The organism is Acinetobacter sp. YH12145 (assembly GCF_013418335.1).
Classification (GTDB): domain Bacteria; phylum Pseudomonadota; class Gammaproteobacteria; order Pseudomonadales; family Moraxellaceae; genus Acinetobacter; species Acinetobacter amyesii.
In genome coordinates, this window is sequence record NZ_VPCE01000007.1 from 244,648 (window position 1) to 259,698 (window position 15,051).

Consider the following 15,051-nt stretch of genomic DNA (forward strand, 5'->3'; position numbering starts at 1 on the left):
AACTATCACTTATACAAATTCACGACTGATGCGTTAATAAACACTAATGTATCAGTCTTTTTTTTGATGTATCCTTTGCCTTGCGTTTAATGAGTATTGATTCAATTATGTACTGTTCTATCTACAAATCGAGCAAAAAAGATGAAATGTATCTTTATATTGCTCGTCCTGAAGTTAATGAAAACGAAACTGAAGCGACAGATCCGCTTGCAGTAATGCCTGATGCATTACGTACAGCGTTTGGTCGTGCCACATTTGTCATGGATCTAGAACTTAGTGAATCACGCAAACTTGCACGTGTGAACGTATTGCATGTCATAGATTCAATTGAAACAAAAGGGTTCTTTATTCAAATGCCTCCAGAAGGTTTAATTGACCCAAATGCGGTTGAGCCAGAAGGCTTGCGCGGCGCTTAAGTTAATTCAGGAGTTGTGAAAATGAATGGTGTAGTATCGGTATTGGACTCAATTCCTGAAAGCAGTATTGCAATTACGGTTTACCTAGGTGGGGCTGTAATTGCTTTGTTGTGTTGGTATGGGCTGATGAAGCGCTTACCCAAAACGATCGGTGCCATTGGTTGGCTTATCGTATTTGCTATTTTATTAACACCAACCGTTTCTGAAGGTTCAAATGCAGCAATCGCACCTGCGATTTTTGGTTTGATTTTTGGTGTATTAACAAAAGATCAGCCATTGGTTTGGTTGAATCTATCGCTGATTCTCTTTGTGGTGGGTATTGGTTTAGTCCTCGGCTATTTTTGGACAAAATACAATGCAACGAAACCACAGCACGTTGTAAACAAGAAAATTTCACCGCTTTAAATAAAAAAATAAGGTTATGTCATGTCTGTTGAAACTCAACAATTTACTGGTACAGATCAATATATTGCGACCGATAGCTTAAAACTTGCAGTAAAAGCTGCACGTTCATTGCAAAAGCCACTTTTGGTTAAAGGTGAGCCGGGGACAGGTAAAACACTTTTAGCCGAACAAGTGGCTGAAAGTTTAGGCCTTAAGCTCATTACTTGGCATATTAAATCGACGACCAAGGCTCAACAAGGTTTGTACGAGTATGACGCCGTATCCCGTCTGCGTGATAGTCAGTTGGGCGATGACCGTGTTTATGACATCAAAAACTATATTAAGCCGGGTAAACTTTGGGAAGCATTCACCAGTGAAGAACGTTGTGTACTTCTAATTGACGAGATTGATAAAGCAGATATCGAATTCCCTAATGATTTGCTGCATGAACTCGATAAAATGTCCTTCTTTGTGTATGAGACGGGTGAAACGATTACTGCAACACAACGTCCAATCGTGATCATTACTTCAAATAATGAAAAAGAACTTCCAGATGCCTTCTTGCGTCGTTGTTTCTTTCATTATATTGAATTCCCTGACGAAGCAACCATGCGTGAAATCATCGATGTACATTTTGAAAATATTTCAAATACCTTGGTCTCTGAAGCACTACAAATTTTCTTTAAATTACGTCAAATTCCGGGTTTAAAGAAACCGCCTTCAACCTCTGAGTTGATTGATTGGTTGAGTTTGCTGATGGCGGATGATATGCCAGAAGATATTTTACGCAACACAGATAAATCAAAATCAATTCCACCGCTTTATGGTGCCTTGATTAAGAACGAACAAGATGTGCAATTGCTTGAGCGTCTAGCATTTATGTCACGTCGTTAATTGATATCAATTCTTTAAAAGATTTAAAAGCCGGTTATCCGGCTTTTATTTTGAGTATTAAAAAATATAAGGGTGAATTATGCAGACAAGAGCATACGTTTCTTGTGTACACATTGCTGTACCTAAGAGATTAAAGCCAACTGTGCTTTTGTTGGCTGCGAGCTTTTATCTCCCTGTTTTCAGTTATGCAATGGATGATGCTCAGTTTGAACAGCAGCATCAACAGCTACTCCAAGATGCGTATTGGGCGCAAGTTGCAGAACATCAACTTAAAGAAAAACTCATCGATAAATCAGATCATCTTGCAGCTCAAACGACCATTCAACAAAAGGCCTGTGCTGCAACTGTACTCGAGCTGAAATACTATGATTTTGTGATCTTGAATCTAAATGACTTTAACCGCTATAGAAACCATCAAGGTTTTCATAAAATCGTATCCATTGAAAAGTTGCAGCAGGATCGTCTCAAAGTTCAGCACAAATATAAAACTCTTAAACAATCGCTTAACAATAGAAATGCGACTTGCGAATAAATCATGCTGTATGTGTTTCTTTGGGTAGTAGGGCAACGTATATGAACACACAGTAAAAGCTTTTGGCTTTACTTGTAGGGATCAATTTTTCATAATGGTGGATGTAAAGGCAAGACTCAGTTGCAGATGAAATAACAAGATCACATGCATTCACACTGGATTTGACCTCCTGATATTTAATTTTTATTGGATTTTATTCGCCTATGTTTGTGCGATTGTTTTATACCCTTCGAAAATACGGTGTTCCTGTTTCAACTCGTGAATTGATTGACTTGAACCAAGCAGTGGCAGCAGGGCTGGTCTTTGCAGATCAAAATGAATTTTATCAGCTTGCAAAAACCGTCATGGTCAAAGATGAACGTTACTTTGATAAGTTCGACCGTGCAATGAAGGACTATTTTGACGGTATTGCTACCTTTGATTTGGATGAGCTATTAAATCAGGTACATAAACTGCCAAAGGATTGGTTTGACCTTGAGCTCATCGAAAAGCATCTAACACCAGAACAACGAGAAGAATTAAAAAAAGCTGGTTCCTTAGAAGAACTGATGAAAATGCTCGAAGAGCGTTTGCGCGAGCAGCATAAAAAGCATCAGGGTGGTAATCGGATGATTGGGACGGGTGGTACGTCGCCGTTTGGTGCCTATGGCGACCATCCTGAAGGCGTGCGTATTGGTGGGCCTGGTCGTAAACGATCTGCGGTGAAAGTGTGGGAACAACGTCAATACCGAAACCTAGATGATGAGCAGATTCTCGGCAGTCGTCAGATGCAGATGGCTTTGCGTCGTTTGCGTAAATTTGCCCGTCAAGGTGCAGCAGAAGAGCTGGATATCGACGGAACTATTCGTGAAACTGCCAAACAGGGTATTTTGGATGTGCAGTTGGTTCCTGAACGACGTAACCGCATTAAAGTATTGATGCTGTTTGATGTGGGTGGTTCGATGGATTCACATATTGCCCAATGTGAGAAGCTTTTTACCGCAGCAAAAACTGAATTTAAAACGTTAGAGTATTTCTATTTTCATAACTGTTTATATGACTATGTATGGAAAGACAATATTCGCCGTTCCAGCACGCGTATGAATACATGGGATCTATTCAACACCTATGGTCGAGATTACCGTGTCATCGTTGTCGGTGATGCAAGTATGGCGCCGTATGAGTTGAACTCGGTAGGTGGATCTGTGGAATATATGAATGATGAAGCGGGTCAGGTGTGGTTACAGCGCTTACGCAATCATTTTGATAAAACAGCGTGGCTAAACCCTGAAGAAGAAAGTTATTGGCATTACACCCAAACCATAGCTGCGATTAAACAAATCTTTGAAGATCATATGTTCCCGATGACCCTAAAAGGTGTGGAAGATATGACGAAATATTTAGCGCGCTAAAGCGTTAAAAACGATACTTTTTCTTATCAATGATGTTTATATTACTTACTCCAATTTTGCATTGTTTCTTATTTTCAAAATTGGATAGTATTTAAAAGTCTTTGTTTTGCATACAACATGAAGGAAATATGATGGATCATCAAATTAATGGTATCGCATTACCTAATGAAGAAGGTTTCTTCGGTGAATACGGTGGGCAGTTCATTCCACCAGATTTAAAACAGGCAATGGATGACATTAATGTTGCTTATGAGCAAATTCGTCATACAGAAGAATTTCAAAATGAATTGAAAGAGTTGTTTGCACACTATGTTGGACGTCCAAGCCCATTGTTTTATGCGAAACGCTTGTCTGACAAATTAGGTGGGGCACAAATCTACCTCAAGCGTGAAGACCTTAACCATACTGGCGCGCATAAAATTAACCACTGCCTTGGCGAAGCCTTATTAGCAAAATACATGGGTAAAACCAAAGTGATTGCTGAAACTGGCGCAGGTCAGCATGGTGTAGCATTGGCAACGGCTTGTGCCTTGGTGGGCATTCCATGTGAAATTCACATGGGGCAAGTGGATATTGAAAAAGAACATCCAAACGTAGTGAAAATGAAGATTTTAGGTGCCAACCTCATCTCTGTTACACGTGGTACAGCTACACTTAAAGATGCAGTAGATAGCGCATTTGAAGAATATTTAAAAGATCCAACCAATTTTATTTATGCGATTGGTTCAGTGGTTGGTCCACATCCATTCCCGAAAATGGTCCGTGACTTCCAGTCAATTATCGGTGATGAAATTAAAGTTCAGACCAATGATCGATTTGGTGCAAATCCTGACTATGTGGTTGCATGTGTGGGTGGTGGATCCAATGCCGTTGGTGCATTTACAGCATTCCTGAATGACGCCGATGTCAAACTCGTAGGCGTTGAGCCTGCAGGCCATGGTTTAGATACCAATATGCATTCTGCGACGTTGACATTGGGTAAGCCAAGTCAAATTCATGGCATGGCATGTTATGTCCTTGAAGATGAGCAGGGTGAACCGTTGCCAGTGCATTCAATTGCATCAGGTTTGGACTATCCAGGGGTGGGGCCACAACATAGTTTGTTAAAAGACCTAGGTCGTGTTGAATATACAACAGCGACAGACCAAGAATGTTTAGATGCCTTTATGACGCTTTCACGTGTGGAAGGTATTGTTCCTGCACTAGAAAGTTCACATGCGGTTGCTTGGGCAATTCGTGAAGCACCAAAACTTGCCAAAGATGTGAAGATTGTCGTTAACGTTTCAGGACGTGGCGATAAAGACTCAGACTATGTGGCTGAAAAATTAGGTTTAAATTAATTACTGCCATTAAAAAAGACTAAGTTGCTCATCATCTGTTGATGGTGCAAAAATCTTTTGCAGTTGCATAGCCCGATCTATATTCGAAGTATCCCAGTTTTTAACTGGGATATTTTTTTTGACATAATTTTTATATAAAGTGTGGTTAACGCTTGATGTAATTGGAATTAACTCAGGATGTAGTACATAAATAATTGCCTTTGCATCTAAAATTTCAGTGACAGCAGAAGCAATCTCTAAATTGATCGTACGTCGGTGGTTTTGCAACAGCTCATCGTCTTTCATCGAAACCATCAAGCGTTCTAATTCCAAAATGATGGCATCCAGTTGGTTTAATTTATCTAAAGCAGGTTTCAACATAATAAAGGAAATTGAGAAAAGTAATTAATTTGTATTGTGTATGTCATTACATTTGGTGAATTATATGAAAAATTTTGATTTCTAGATTCCCCCCTTAAACTTTATTAAGGGGGGAGTTATTGAGTTTAGCCTGAAATATATTGTTGAAGTTGTTCGATCAGTTTGCGTTGATCATCCATTGCTGCTTTTACAAGGTCGCCGATGGAGATTAAGCCAGTTAATTTCTGTTCCTCAACGACAGGTAAATGACGTAAATGGCGATCTGTCATAAGCTCTAAACATTCTTCGACAGTCGCTGCACTTGTCACGGTGATTACGCTCCCAGTCATAATTTCGCTGACAGAGGTATCGAAAGATGTTCTTTCCATCAGGGCGATTTTACGTGTGTAATCACGCTCAGACAAAATACCAACGACTGTGCCTTCATGGGTCACAACGAGGGCACCAATGCCTTTTTGTGCCATCAGGGAAATGGCTTCGAGTACAGTCGCATCTGGAGTGATGGTGTAGATTTCTTGATAAGCTTTGTCTTTAAGTACTTGGGCAACTGTAGTCATATTTTCATTCCTTTATAGTAGTTTTTGTTTAATTTAAATTAGCGCGAAATTTGAAAAAAGCAAATACTTTTCAGTGCATGTTGGGGTCAAACATGCACTGAGGGTTTTATGCCATTTGAATCTTATTTTGGTTAAAAAAGAATAAACGCATTTGCGAGGTTGTGAGCTTGAGACGGATGTGACTTGAGCTATGCAACGCAGGGATGACTTTAAGGCGTGTTAATGTCGGTAATAGCGATGCCTCAAAATCTTGTGGTGTAATGCGTCGTGGAGTGTAGTTGGGCCAATGCTTTTTGGCATATTTATGCGCTTGAATGCCATTTAACCAAAACGGGAAGATAATATGATCTTGATCGCTGGTCATTGCCCAACCTTGTTGGTGGTAGAGACCCCAAAGGACTCCACAGTACATCATGGTTTTTAAAATACTAATTTTGAAAAATAAATCTTTTGGAATAGGTTTATATTGCTTTAATTTAGACATCATATGCAGCGTGTTGTTGATGTTGCTCCTATTGTAGGAAATTCTTATGAAAAAGCTGTGTAAGCTTTGAACTTGATTGTAAGAATTTATGTAGTTAAAAGTTGAAGGGTGTAAAAAACGCCACCTTAGTGACGTTTTGTTATGCTTGCAAGGTGGCCATGTTCTGCCAATATTGCGCTTTGAGTGAGTCACGTTCTACGCGGAAGCCTTGATAATAAAGTTCAGCCAAAAATAACGCTGCTTTACCATGTCCAGCACGAGCTGCATCTTCCAATTCATGAACTGCATCGCTGAAGTTCATTTGAGATTGAATTGTGTTTACCGCATTTGCGTATACATGTTCGAGTTCATGTTGAGAGAATTGTTGAATCATATTTAACTCCTTATTCTAATTATGATCATTAAGGGCCCATTCTTTAGCCCTATTAACTAATTTAACTAAGTATTATTAAACTAATATTACAATTATCTTGAATTGTCAACTATTCACGTAAATATTTCTAATTTGCTATAGTTTACATGATTAAACAATGGACAATTGTTTTCGTGAGTAAAATACTATCATAAGAAGTTGTAGATAATAAGGAGAAGTAAATGACAAGAGTTTTAGACGGTTTAACTTTAGATTATCCTCCGACATTAGCGCAAATTGTGGAGTTGGCACATCTACATCGTCGCAATCTTGATGAAGCAATTTTTCATCAAGAAATTCATTTAGGGGATTTTGGTTTGGCACAGCGCAAACGTGTATATGATTTCACACGGGATTTAGATAAGGCACAGCGCTTAGAATTTTACAATGCATATAATGGCGAATTACTCAAAATCGCCGATGATGATGATTTACATCCTGCGCATGCAGAAGGTGGAATGAGTATTTTTGCAGTATTTATCGTTTTGGCGATTATTGCATTAATTCTTTATTTTGCGGTGATACGTACCATTATTCATTAAATTGTTTAGCTAACTCACAGACTGAAAAGGTGAACTGATGCAGTTTTAAGCGCTGTGACTTGAACTTCTTGAACGTCAGCCATACACTACTTTGAACCTGAGGTAGTGTATGACTATTGATTTAGAAAAAATTACTCAATTCAAATCTAAAATACAGCTTGAGCAAATTTATAATATCTTTGTTTCAGTCATGATCGTGGTAATTTTGGTATTGGCTGTGATTGCCTTATATCGTCCTATTTCTGTACAGCAATACCAAAACGTGTCACGACTTGCTTTGCAGCAAAGTTATCCTGAAACACAGGAAATGGCGATGCTACTGAGACAGCAAGATCGCATTCGTGTGGGTGCTTATCTTAAATTGATGCATGCTTATCAGATGGAGTCTGTACGGGCACATCAACTTCCTGCTTTGGCAGAGGAACAGCTTTAGTTGCAGGGATTATCTTGGTTGGAGCTGCTTGTATATTCTCTTCCAATATCTGCTGTACTTCATTTTTATCTAAGGTTTTACTGACCACTATCACAGTCATATTTTCAGGGTGCATGTAAGTACGAACCGCATTTTGTACATCAGCTACAGTTATTTTTTCCAATAATTTCGGGTACTGGGTCAAATAATCTGGATCTTGTTGATAAAACCCTAATAGACCAAGCTGTGCATTGATCGTTGCATTACTGCTGTAATTATTTGGAAAAGCACGCAGCATGCCTGCTTTGGTTTCTTCCATTTGTTTTTGATCAATAGGCATTTTGACAAAATCATTAAAAGCCTTATGTGCCACTCGGATACTATCTATTAGCTGATCTTGACGTGTTCCATAGCTAAAGCTAAAAATACCGGGTGCTTGGCTAAAGCTAAATGCACTATAGGCACCATAAGTATAACCACGTTTAACGCGAAGCTCTTGCATGAGGATCGAGTTAAAACCTCCACCACCAAACATTCGATTAGCTACTTCTAGGGCTAATCGATCTTTGTTATCACGTGTCGTTCCTAAATGTCCAAACATGACGTTGGCTTGGGTGGAATTGTAGGGAAGATGGATGATATCAAACCCTTGTTTTTCTTCTGGTTGTGCAAGTGCCTTAGCTTTTTCACCTTGGTTTAAGTTTCCGGAAATACGTTCAGCAAGGTTTTGTGCTTCTTTTTTGCTGAGTTTGCCTGTAATGGCAATATTCATGTTTTGAGCAACTAAAAATTGATTACGAAACTTCTTTAAAATGTCAGGGGTGATTTTTTTGATACTGCCATTGGTTCCAGTAATCGGTTCTGCATATGGGTGTGTGCCGTATACAGCCCGATAGAAACGAATATTCATTAAGCGACTTGGGCTTTCTTGGAGTTGTTTCTGACCAGCTTGGTTATTGCTGAGTGCTAAGTTGAGACTGGAGTTTTTAAAAGTCGCATTTTTAATCACATCCATCATCATACTTAAAGCAGGTTCTAATTTTTTAGGGTCTGACAATACGCGTAGCCGAACGACAAACATATCTCGATGTGCTTGTACGCTAAATTGAGCACCTGTTTGGTCAAAAACCGAGGCAATTTGCGTTGCATTGTATTTTTCTGTGCCTTCATCGATTAAACGTGCAGCCATGTTGGCAACACCATACAAGCCTTTTCCGACTTCTTCATCACGAGCAGAACCTGCATTAAAGGTCAGTTGAATATCCACCATAGGTAGATCTTGTGATTCAACAAACAGGCTATTTACGCCATTTCGGTTTTTCAGCACTTGAACAAGCAGAGCACGGTAGTCTTTATCAATCTGTAAATTCTTTAAACTTTGCAGCATGGGGATAGATTGTAATTGGCTCGGGTTATCGTTGAGGTCGGGAACATTTTCCTTAAAAGTTTCTGCATGAAGGATTGAGCCAAACGCAGTGAGTAAGCTTAGAGATAAAATTTTCGTAATAGTCATCACTAATCCTTACAAGACGCTTTCAGTGTTTTGGGTTGAGCTGATTTGTTGCTCTGGAATAACAACTTCCGTTTGAGCTGGTTTTGTAGTTTGATCTGCTTTATTTGAGGTTGTTGGAACCTCCGTCTGTTCTGGAAGTAGATACATGGTGCTTAAATTTTCTCGGACAAAATACGCATTTGCGACACGTTGAATATCTTGTGCGCTGACGTTTTCATATAGTTTTGGTAATTCGTCCATTAGCCTGAAACTGAGTCCATTGACTTCTAAGTTGCCGATCGTCTTGGCTTGGCTGCTGATGTCATCTTGGTTATAGACTAAATTGGAGACAAAACGTGTGGTGATACGTTCAACTTCAGGTGTTTTGACTAATTCTGTTTTTAAAGTGTCGATTTCATCTTGTATGGCTTTTTGCGCTTGTTCCATTTTGATTCCATCGGCAAGGAGTGCTGAAATGGTAAACAAGCTGTCTCCACGATTGTATGGATCATAAGAAACGCTTACAGCCGTGAGTAATTTTCTATCTCGTACCAGTTTGTCTTGTAGGCGAGATGAGATCCCACTGTCTAAAATATTGCGAATAATATTGAGTGCATAAGCATCTTGTGGGTTTTTGGCGGTAGCCAGTGAGCGTACATTCCACGCCATATACAAATTGGGCACTTGTACGGGTAAATTTAGTTCCATATGACGATAGCCCACACGCTCGAATTCCATCACATCGTTACGATCAGGTGTTTTACGTGATGGAATATCACCAAAGTATTTTTGAACTTGACGTATTGCTGCTTCGGCATCGACATCACCGACAATCACCAAAATGGCGTTGTTTGGGGTATACCAATCTTTATACCACTGTTTTAAATCTGCCAATGTGATGTTTTGCAGATTTTTCATGTGTCCAATGACGGGTTGACGATAGTGACTGGTTGGATAAGAGATCCATTTGAAACGTTCATAAGCCAAAGAACGAGGGTTATCATCTGTACGCTGTCTGCGTTCTTCCATAACCACTTTAATTTCAGGCTCGAAATCTTGTTGTTGCAATCGTAAATTACTCATACGATCCGCTTCGAGCTCCAGCGCCATAGGGAAGTAGGCTTTAGGATACAACTGATAATAATTGGTGTAATTGGTAAAGGTTGCAGCGTTGATGCTGCCGCCATAGATACGGCTGAGACGTGTAAATTCATCATTAGGAACTTTGGTGGTTCCTTTAAACATCATATGTTCGAGCGCGTGGGAGATCCCTAATAGATTGCCCGACTCATCACTACTACCCACACGGTACCAAATATGGGTCATTACCATCGGCGCACGGTGGTCTTCACGGATAATGACCTTTAAACCATTTTTAAGGGTGGTTTCAAAGGTGCTACGTGTTAATTGGGTACGTGTGTCTGCATGTAGATTGGGTGCAGACCAAAGGCAACTGCTGATGACACAGATAGGAAGCGCAGAGCGAAATAAAGTTTTAAAAAAATAAGGAGAAAATCTGTTTTTATGGGACACAAAGGAATCCATTAAAATGCATTTTATAGCTATCTAGTTTTCCTAAAGTTAATTTTGATTGCAAGTTCAACATGTTGTTTTTTAGTGTGCTTCGCTCTGACGGGCGTGTATCGACTCAATTTAAGATAACTTATGATAGAATCGGTTTTTTTAACGCAGTGCTTTTCAAGGATTCGGCATGCAACAGCAATCTCATGGGCAGAATAAATTTTTGATTGATGCTGATATCGGTGATGACGATGTCACGCTACCGAGTTTACCTGCGGTAAATGTGCCGATTATCGAGACACCGAAAGTACAGCAAGAAGTTGCTGCACCATTACAAGAAACAGAGTCAGAAACTGAAGACTCGAAGGCGAAAGGCGGCTTCTTTAGTCGAATGAAAGAAGGTCTAGCAAAGTCACGTAAGAACTTGGCAGACGGCATGGTGAATATCCTGATCGGTGGGAAGGAAATTGACGATGAACTTTTAGAGGAAGTTGAAGAGCAACTTTTGGTTGCTGACATTGGTGTCGATGCAACCAAAACGATTATTGCGAACTTAACTGAACGTACTGAACGTGGCGATTTAATTTACTCGCACTCTTTATATAAAGCGCTTCAAGAAGAACTGGTGGCATTACTTTCACCACGTGTTAAACCGCTACATATCGACAGCAATAAAAATCCGTATGTGATTTTGGTTGTTGGTGTGAATGGTGTGGGTAAAACCACCACGATTGGTAAATTAGCGAAACGCTTACAAGGTGAAGGTAAAAAAGTAATGTTGGCTGCTGGTGATACATTCCGTGCAGCAGCCACAGAACAATTACAAATTTGGGGTGAACGTAATAATATTGCCGTTGTGGCTCAAGGTCATGGTGCAGATTCTGCTTCAGTTATTTTTGATGCATTTGAAAGTGCTCGTGCAAAAGGCGTAGACGTGCTGATTGCAGACACTGCAGGTCGTTTACACAACAAAGGACACCTCATGCAAGAGTTGTCTAAAGTAAAACGTGTAATGCAAAAAATTGATGCTACAGCTCCGCATGAAGTGATGTTGGTGGTTGATGCAGGTACAGGTCAAAATGCCATTAACCAAGTTGAATTGTTTGATGAGGCAGTAGGGCTTACAGGTCTAACCATTACTAAACTGGATGGTACTGCGAAAGGTGGTGTGTTATTTAATATTGCAAGCCGTACCCATGTGCCAATTCGTTTTATTGGTGTAGGTGAGAAAATTGATGACTTACGTCCATTCTCAGCTAAATCATTTGTCGCAGCATTATTTGAAACTGATAAATAAAATGCGTTAAATATCACATAAACTCCGCAAAATGCGGAGTTTTTTGTTTTTGAGCTTACTGATTGATTTAAAAAGCAACATGTGAATAAATCATAGTCAAAATTCAGCCTGATATACCCTTAGAATAAGTAAGGAATTATTGTTATATATAAAAATTGCTTTGGGGTGTTTAGGGTGGCGTTACTCGATAAAATTGGTCATGTATTGACTGCGGATATCACTAAAGATTTTAAATTAAAAAAGAAAAATACTGACCAAGAAGTAGAAGCGTCATTTGTCGACCAACTAAAGAAACGTCGCAGTATTTACGAGCTTGGAAAGAAGGTACATTATAGTCAGGTTTACTTGGCTGAACTGATTCAAGAGTCTGTAAGAAGTTGTCCATCTGCATATAATTCACAAAGTACACGTATTGTGGTTTTATTTGGTGAATCTCATCAAAAATTTTGGGACATAGTAAAAGACGTACAACGCAAGAATGTTGCGAGTTATATTTTTGAGGGCGTGGCGCTTAAAATAGATCAATGTGCAGCTGGCCTAGGAACTGTGCTTTTCTATGAAGATCAAACCGTGATTCAACAATTACAAAAGAAAGTGCCATTAAGTGCAGAAGATTTTCCAGTATGGTCGGAGCAAACGTCTGGCATGGCCCAATTAGCAGTATGGACTTCGATCGCAGATGCAGGTCTAGGCGCATGTTTACAGCACTATAATCCACACATTGATTATGCTGTTGCCGAACACTTTGATATTTCAAAACAATGGCTGCTACGTGCGCAGTTGGTCTTTGGTTCAATTGAAGGCCAAGCGCCTGAACGCTTAGAACCAGAAGATCAAGATCAGTTTAGAATTTATGAGTAATTTCTATGTTCTGTAAGTTGCTTTGATTTCTGCCGTACTAAAGACAGTGAAACCAAAATCTGAATGTAAGTGGGTTGTACGTATTTAGATGCTTGCAATTGATTGTTCTAGAAATAAGACACAATGTTGTAAATATAGTCATGCAACGGTTAAAAACTTCACCTATTATAAATCTCAACTTAGTCAGCTAATTGAAAATAAAAAGAGGTATTGTAATGTCATTCTTGAATCAAATCGAACAACGTCGCACAATCTATTCTATTGGTAATAACGTTACTTTATCGCAAGATGAAATTGAGCAAACCATTAAAGATGCTGTACGTTTAAGTCCGTCATCATTTAACTCTCAAACGTCTCGTGTCGTTATTCTGTTTGGTGATGCACATAAAAAATTCTGGAATATCGTACGTGAAACGTTACGTAAAATTGTACCTGCAGATGCATTTGAAGGAACCAATGGCAAGATTAATAGTTTTGCAGCAGGTTTTGGTACAGCATTATTTTATGAAGATCAGGCTGTAGTAAAAGCTCTCCAAGAACAATTTGCACTTTATGCAGATAATTTCCCAGTATGGTCTGAACACTCAACAGCGATTGCTCAATTTGCTACTTGGACGGCTTTGGCTGAAAAAAATATCGGTGCATCATTGCAACATTACAATCCAATTGTTGATGCTGAAACAGCTGCGGAATTTGATGTGCCAGATCAATGGAAACTACGTGCACAACTTGTTTTCGGTTCGATTGAAGCGCCTGCAGGCGAAAAAACCTTTATTGCAGATGAAGAACGATTCAAAACATTTAAGTAATGATGGTGTGATGAATTAAAAAGGATGCATTAAGCATCCTTTTTTTTATATGCAAAATTCTTGAATGAATATCAAAATAATGTCTTGAAACAAAATATACAGTGATTGTTAGATGTCATAAGATTGTCATATATGCATTGCATAGTGCATTCCAAACTAAATAATTGATAAAGAGTGATAATGATGACTTTAAGATTAACTGTTGCTGCTGCAGCGCTGATGTTAAGTAGTGCCGGATTTGCAGCTGTAACTTTGACTGTTCCGGAAGAAATTAAAATAGTTGCAGTTAATGATCAAGAAGTTACTGGTGGTTTATTTCGATCTACGGAGAAGTATAAGCTAGATGCAGGTGAAAACCTATTAACGGTACGTTATAGCGAATTTTTTCAACATGCTGATAATTCTCATGATATTTTAAAGTCAGGTGTGGCCGCTATTCGTACTCCAGCACTGATTGATGGTCAAGAGTATCGTTTGGGTTTAGTCAATGCACCAAAAGATTTTGATGCTGCGCAAAAATATAAAGACCAACCGATATTTGGTTTGTATGACAGATCTAATCAATTACTTGTGCAGCAAGCTGGGGCGAAGAAAGAACAAAAATCGATTTTCTCCAATGGTGTTTTAGGTAATGCTGTAGATTTTACGAAGAAAGAAGCTGTACCAGAAAATCAACCGGCACCTGTTTATGCACAATCCTTAAATGTAAAACCAACAAATGTGGCAGCTCCTGTGGTCGCTCCAAAAAATATAGCTGTTCATCAAAATGGGGCAGATCAACAATTAATTCAGCTTTGGCAGAAGGCTAGTAAAGCTGAACGACAAAAATTCATGAGTTGGTTGGCTGAGCAAGCAAACTAAAGCCACTTTCATAACTTCATTGGTTTTCTTAAAATTCGTATTATTCGAAAAGTCCGTTGAATTACGGGCTTTTTAGTGAATTACGGGCTTTTTAGATTGAAGAATATAAAAATCACCAAGAATTATAAAATTCGTGTTTCATAAGGCAAAATATGTGGATATATTGATCTTTAAATAAGCAATAAATTGCATTTAGTTTAAAAAATATACACTCAAGCACAATATCATAGAAATTTCTATGATAGGGGCTTGTGTTTGTTTTGAAACTCTATAGAATACGCTGCATACCAACGCAGACAGCGATAAACATAAGGTTTTGAGTTGTTTGGTGTTGTTTTCTTATTTGCTGACGAAGCATTAAGAAGATCATTAAGAGATTATGAAGAACAACTTGTGTGGATTTTTACTGATTGATTGATCGAAATTATTTTCATTGATTGATGGTAGAAATTACTCGAAGTTTATTTGAGCAAATTTTTGTCAGTA

17 protein-coding genes and 1 pseudogene are annotated in these 15,051 nt (G+C 38.9%); 12 read left to right on the forward strand and 6 right to left on the reverse strand.

The annotated features are described in order from the left end of the window. The first annotated feature begins 107 nt into the window (after nucleotides 1-107). The 6 genes from FTU80_RS09970 (at nucleotide 108) to trpB (ending at nucleotide 4,957) form a co-directional block, all read left to right on the forward strand. The gene (locus tag FTU80_RS09970; protein ID WP_180011296.1) at nucleotides 108-416 is read left to right on the forward strand and encodes a YcgL domain-containing protein; all 309 of its coding nucleotides are present in this window, start codon (nucleotides 108-110) and stop codon (nucleotides 414-416) included. A 21-nt stretch (nucleotides 417-437) separates the two neighbouring features. Further along, nucleotides 438-821, forward strand: coding sequence for a hypothetical protein (locus FTU80_RS09975; protein ID WP_180084925.1), 384 nt, complete (start codon nucleotides 438-440; stop codon nucleotides 819-821). A gap of 21 nt (nucleotides 822-842) precedes the next feature. Continuing rightward, nucleotides 843-1,694, forward strand: a complete 852-nt coding sequence (locus tag FTU80_RS09980) for a MoxR family ATPase (protein WP_180011248.1) — start codon at nucleotides 843-845, stop codon at nucleotides 1,692-1,694. Between the two features lie 79 nt (nucleotides 1,695-1,773). Then, a complete protein-coding gene (locus FTU80_RS09985) occupies nucleotides 1,774-2,226 on the forward strand; it encodes a hypothetical protein (RefSeq protein ID WP_180084926.1) in 453 nt (150 codons plus the stop codon). A gap of 203 nt (nucleotides 2,227-2,429) precedes the next feature. Further along, the gene (locus FTU80_RS09990) at nucleotides 2,430-3,617 is read left to right on the forward strand and encodes a VWA domain-containing protein (RefSeq protein ID WP_180022715.1); all 1,188 of its coding nucleotides are present in this window, start codon (nucleotides 2,430-2,432) and stop codon (nucleotides 3,615-3,617) included. A gap of 131 nt (nucleotides 3,618-3,748) precedes the next feature. Next, complete coding sequence (gene trpB, locus FTU80_RS09995) at nucleotides 3,749-4,957, forward strand: tryptophan synthase subunit beta (RefSeq protein ID WP_180084927.1); 1,209 nt, start codon at nucleotides 3,749-3,751, stop codon at nucleotides 4,955-4,957. Nucleotides 4,958-4,966: 9 nt separating this feature from the next. Here trpB and FTU80_RS10000 read toward each other — a convergent pair whose 3' ends face one another. The 4 genes from FTU80_RS10000 to FTU80_RS10015 form a co-directional block, all read right to left on the reverse strand. Beyond that, nucleotides 4,967-5,317 (reverse strand): hypothetical protein, encoded by a 351-nt coding sequence (locus FTU80_RS10000; RefSeq protein ID WP_180084928.1) that lies wholly within the window; start codon nucleotides 5,315-5,317, stop codon nucleotides 4,967-4,969. A 125-nt stretch (nucleotides 5,318-5,442) separates the two neighbouring features. Continuing rightward, a complete protein-coding gene (locus FTU80_RS10005) occupies nucleotides 5,443-5,874 on the reverse strand; it encodes a CBS domain-containing protein (protein WP_078193901.1) in 432 nt (143 codons plus the stop codon). 106 nt (nucleotides 5,875-5,980) lie between these two features. After that, a complete protein-coding gene (locus FTU80_RS10010; protein ID WP_180007275.1) occupies nucleotides 5,981-6,358 on the reverse strand; it encodes a DUF2750 domain-containing protein in 378 nt (125 codons plus the stop codon). A 139-nt stretch (nucleotides 6,359-6,497) separates the two neighbouring features. Continuing rightward, nucleotides 6,498-6,731: a hypothetical protein gene (locus tag FTU80_RS10015; RefSeq protein WP_078188494.1), complete on the reverse strand. Its 234-nt coding sequence runs from the start codon at nucleotides 6,729-6,731 to the stop codon at nucleotides 6,498-6,500. Between the two features lie 221 nt (nucleotides 6,732-6,952). On the opposite strand from FTU80_RS10015, the gene FTU80_RS10020 reads away from it, so the two are divergent. Together FTU80_RS10020 and FTU80_RS10025 are read left to right on the forward strand one after the other, a co-directional pair. Continuing rightward, nucleotides 6,953-7,312, forward strand: a complete 360-nt coding sequence (locus FTU80_RS10020; RefSeq protein WP_111884936.1) for a hypothetical protein — start codon at nucleotides 6,953-6,955, stop codon at nucleotides 7,310-7,312. Nucleotides 7,313-7,421: 109 nt separating this feature from the next. Next, nucleotides 7,422-7,745, forward strand: coding sequence for a hypothetical protein (locus FTU80_RS10025; RefSeq protein ID WP_180049421.1), 324 nt, complete (start codon nucleotides 7,422-7,424; stop codon nucleotides 7,743-7,745). Here FTU80_RS10025 and FTU80_RS10030 read toward each other — a convergent pair. Together FTU80_RS10030 and FTU80_RS10035 are read right to left on the reverse strand one after the other, a co-directional pair. Beyond that, nucleotides 7,669-9,237: a pitrilysin family protein gene (locus FTU80_RS10030; protein ID WP_180084929.1), complete on the reverse strand. Its 1,569-nt coding sequence runs from the start codon at nucleotides 9,235-9,237 to the stop codon at nucleotides 7,669-7,671. The genes FTU80_RS10025 and FTU80_RS10030 overlap by 77 nt on opposite strands. Before the next feature lie 126 nt (nucleotides 9,238-9,363). Further along, nucleotides 9,364-10,677 (reverse strand): annotated as a pseudogene (locus tag FTU80_RS10035) (M16 family metallopeptidase); the annotation flags it as partial. A 250-nt stretch (nucleotides 10,678-10,927) separates the two neighbouring features. Here FTU80_RS10035 and ftsY point away from each other — a divergent pair. From ftsY to FTU80_RS10055, 4 genes are all read left to right on the forward strand, one after another. Further along, nucleotides 10,928-12,034, forward strand: coding sequence for a signal recognition particle-docking protein FtsY (gene ftsY, locus FTU80_RS10040; protein ID WP_180084931.1), 1,107 nt, complete (start codon nucleotides 10,928-10,930; stop codon nucleotides 12,032-12,034). Between the two features lie 174 nt (nucleotides 12,035-12,208). Next, the gene (locus tag FTU80_RS10045; protein WP_180084932.1) at nucleotides 12,209-12,895 is read left to right on the forward strand and encodes a nitroreductase family protein; all 687 of its coding nucleotides are present in this window, start codon (nucleotides 12,209-12,211) and stop codon (nucleotides 12,893-12,895) included. Between the two features lie 215 nt (nucleotides 12,896-13,110). Further along, nucleotides 13,111-13,704 (forward strand): nitroreductase family protein, encoded by a 594-nt coding sequence (locus tag FTU80_RS10050; RefSeq protein ID WP_180084933.1) that lies wholly within the window; start codon nucleotides 13,111-13,113, stop codon nucleotides 13,702-13,704. A gap of 183 nt (nucleotides 13,705-13,887) precedes the next feature. Continuing rightward, complete coding sequence (locus FTU80_RS10055; protein ID WP_078193893.1) at nucleotides 13,888-14,565, forward strand: DUF2057 domain-containing protein; 678 nt, start codon at nucleotides 13,888-13,890, stop codon at nucleotides 14,563-14,565. The last annotated feature ends 486 nt before the right edge of the window (nucleotides 14,566-15,051 follow it).

What these genes read in the sequence shown, in the direction of transcription:
- FTU80_RS09970 (WP_180011296.1), top strand. Translation starts at nt 108, where the DNA reads ATGTACTGTTCTATCTACAAATCGAGCAAAAAAGATGAAATGTATCTT.
- FTU80_RS09975 (WP_180084925.1), top strand. Translation starts at nt 438, where the DNA reads ATGAATGGTGTAGTATCGGTATTGGACTCAATTCCTGAAAGCAGTATT.
- FTU80_RS09980 (WP_180011248.1), top strand. Translation starts at nt 843, where the DNA reads ATGTCTGTTGAAACTCAACAATTTACTGGTACAGATCAATATATTGCG.
- FTU80_RS09985 (WP_180084926.1), top strand. Translation starts at nt 1,774, where the DNA reads ATGCAGACAAGAGCATACGTTTCTTGTGTACACATTGCTGTACCTAAG.
- FTU80_RS09990 (WP_180022715.1), top strand. Translation starts at nt 2,430, where the DNA reads ATGTTTGTGCGATTGTTTTATACCCTTCGAAAATACGGTGTTCCTGTT.
- trpB (WP_180084927.1), top strand. Translation starts at nt 3,749, where the DNA reads ATGGATCATCAAATTAATGGTATCGCATTACCTAATGAAGAAGGTTTC.
- FTU80_RS10000 (WP_180084928.1), bottom strand. Translation starts at nt 5,317, where the DNA reads ATGTTGAAACCTGCTTTAGATAAATTAAACCAACTGGATGCCATCATT.
- FTU80_RS10005 (WP_078193901.1), bottom strand. Translation starts at nt 5,874, where the DNA reads ATGACTACAGTTGCCCAAGTACTTAAAGACAAAGCTTATCAAGAAATC.
- FTU80_RS10010 (WP_180007275.1), bottom strand. Translation starts at nt 6,358, where the DNA reads ATGTCTAAATTAAAGCAATATAAACCTATTCCAAAAGATTTATTTTTC.
- FTU80_RS10015 (WP_078188494.1), bottom strand. Translation starts at nt 6,731, where the DNA reads ATGATTCAACAATTCTCTCAACATGAACTCGAACATGTATACGCAAAT.
- FTU80_RS10020 (WP_111884936.1), top strand. Translation starts at nt 6,953, where the DNA reads ATGACAAGAGTTTTAGACGGTTTAACTTTAGATTATCCTCCGACATTA.
- FTU80_RS10025 (WP_180049421.1), top strand. Translation starts at nt 7,422, where the DNA reads ATGACTATTGATTTAGAAAAAATTACTCAATTCAAATCTAAAATACAG.
- FTU80_RS10030 (WP_180084929.1), bottom strand. Translation starts at nt 9,237, where the DNA reads ATGACTATTACGAAAATTTTATCTCTAAGCTTACTCACTGCGTTTGGC.
- ftsY (WP_180084931.1), top strand. Translation starts at nt 10,928, where the DNA reads ATGCAACAGCAATCTCATGGGCAGAATAAATTTTTGATTGATGCTGAT.
- FTU80_RS10050 (WP_180084933.1), top strand. Translation starts at nt 13,111, where the DNA reads ATGTCATTCTTGAATCAAATCGAACAACGTCGCACAATCTATTCTATT.
- FTU80_RS10055 (WP_078193893.1), top strand. Translation starts at nt 13,888, where the DNA reads ATGACTTTAAGATTAACTGTTGCTGCTGCAGCGCTGATGTTAAGTAGT.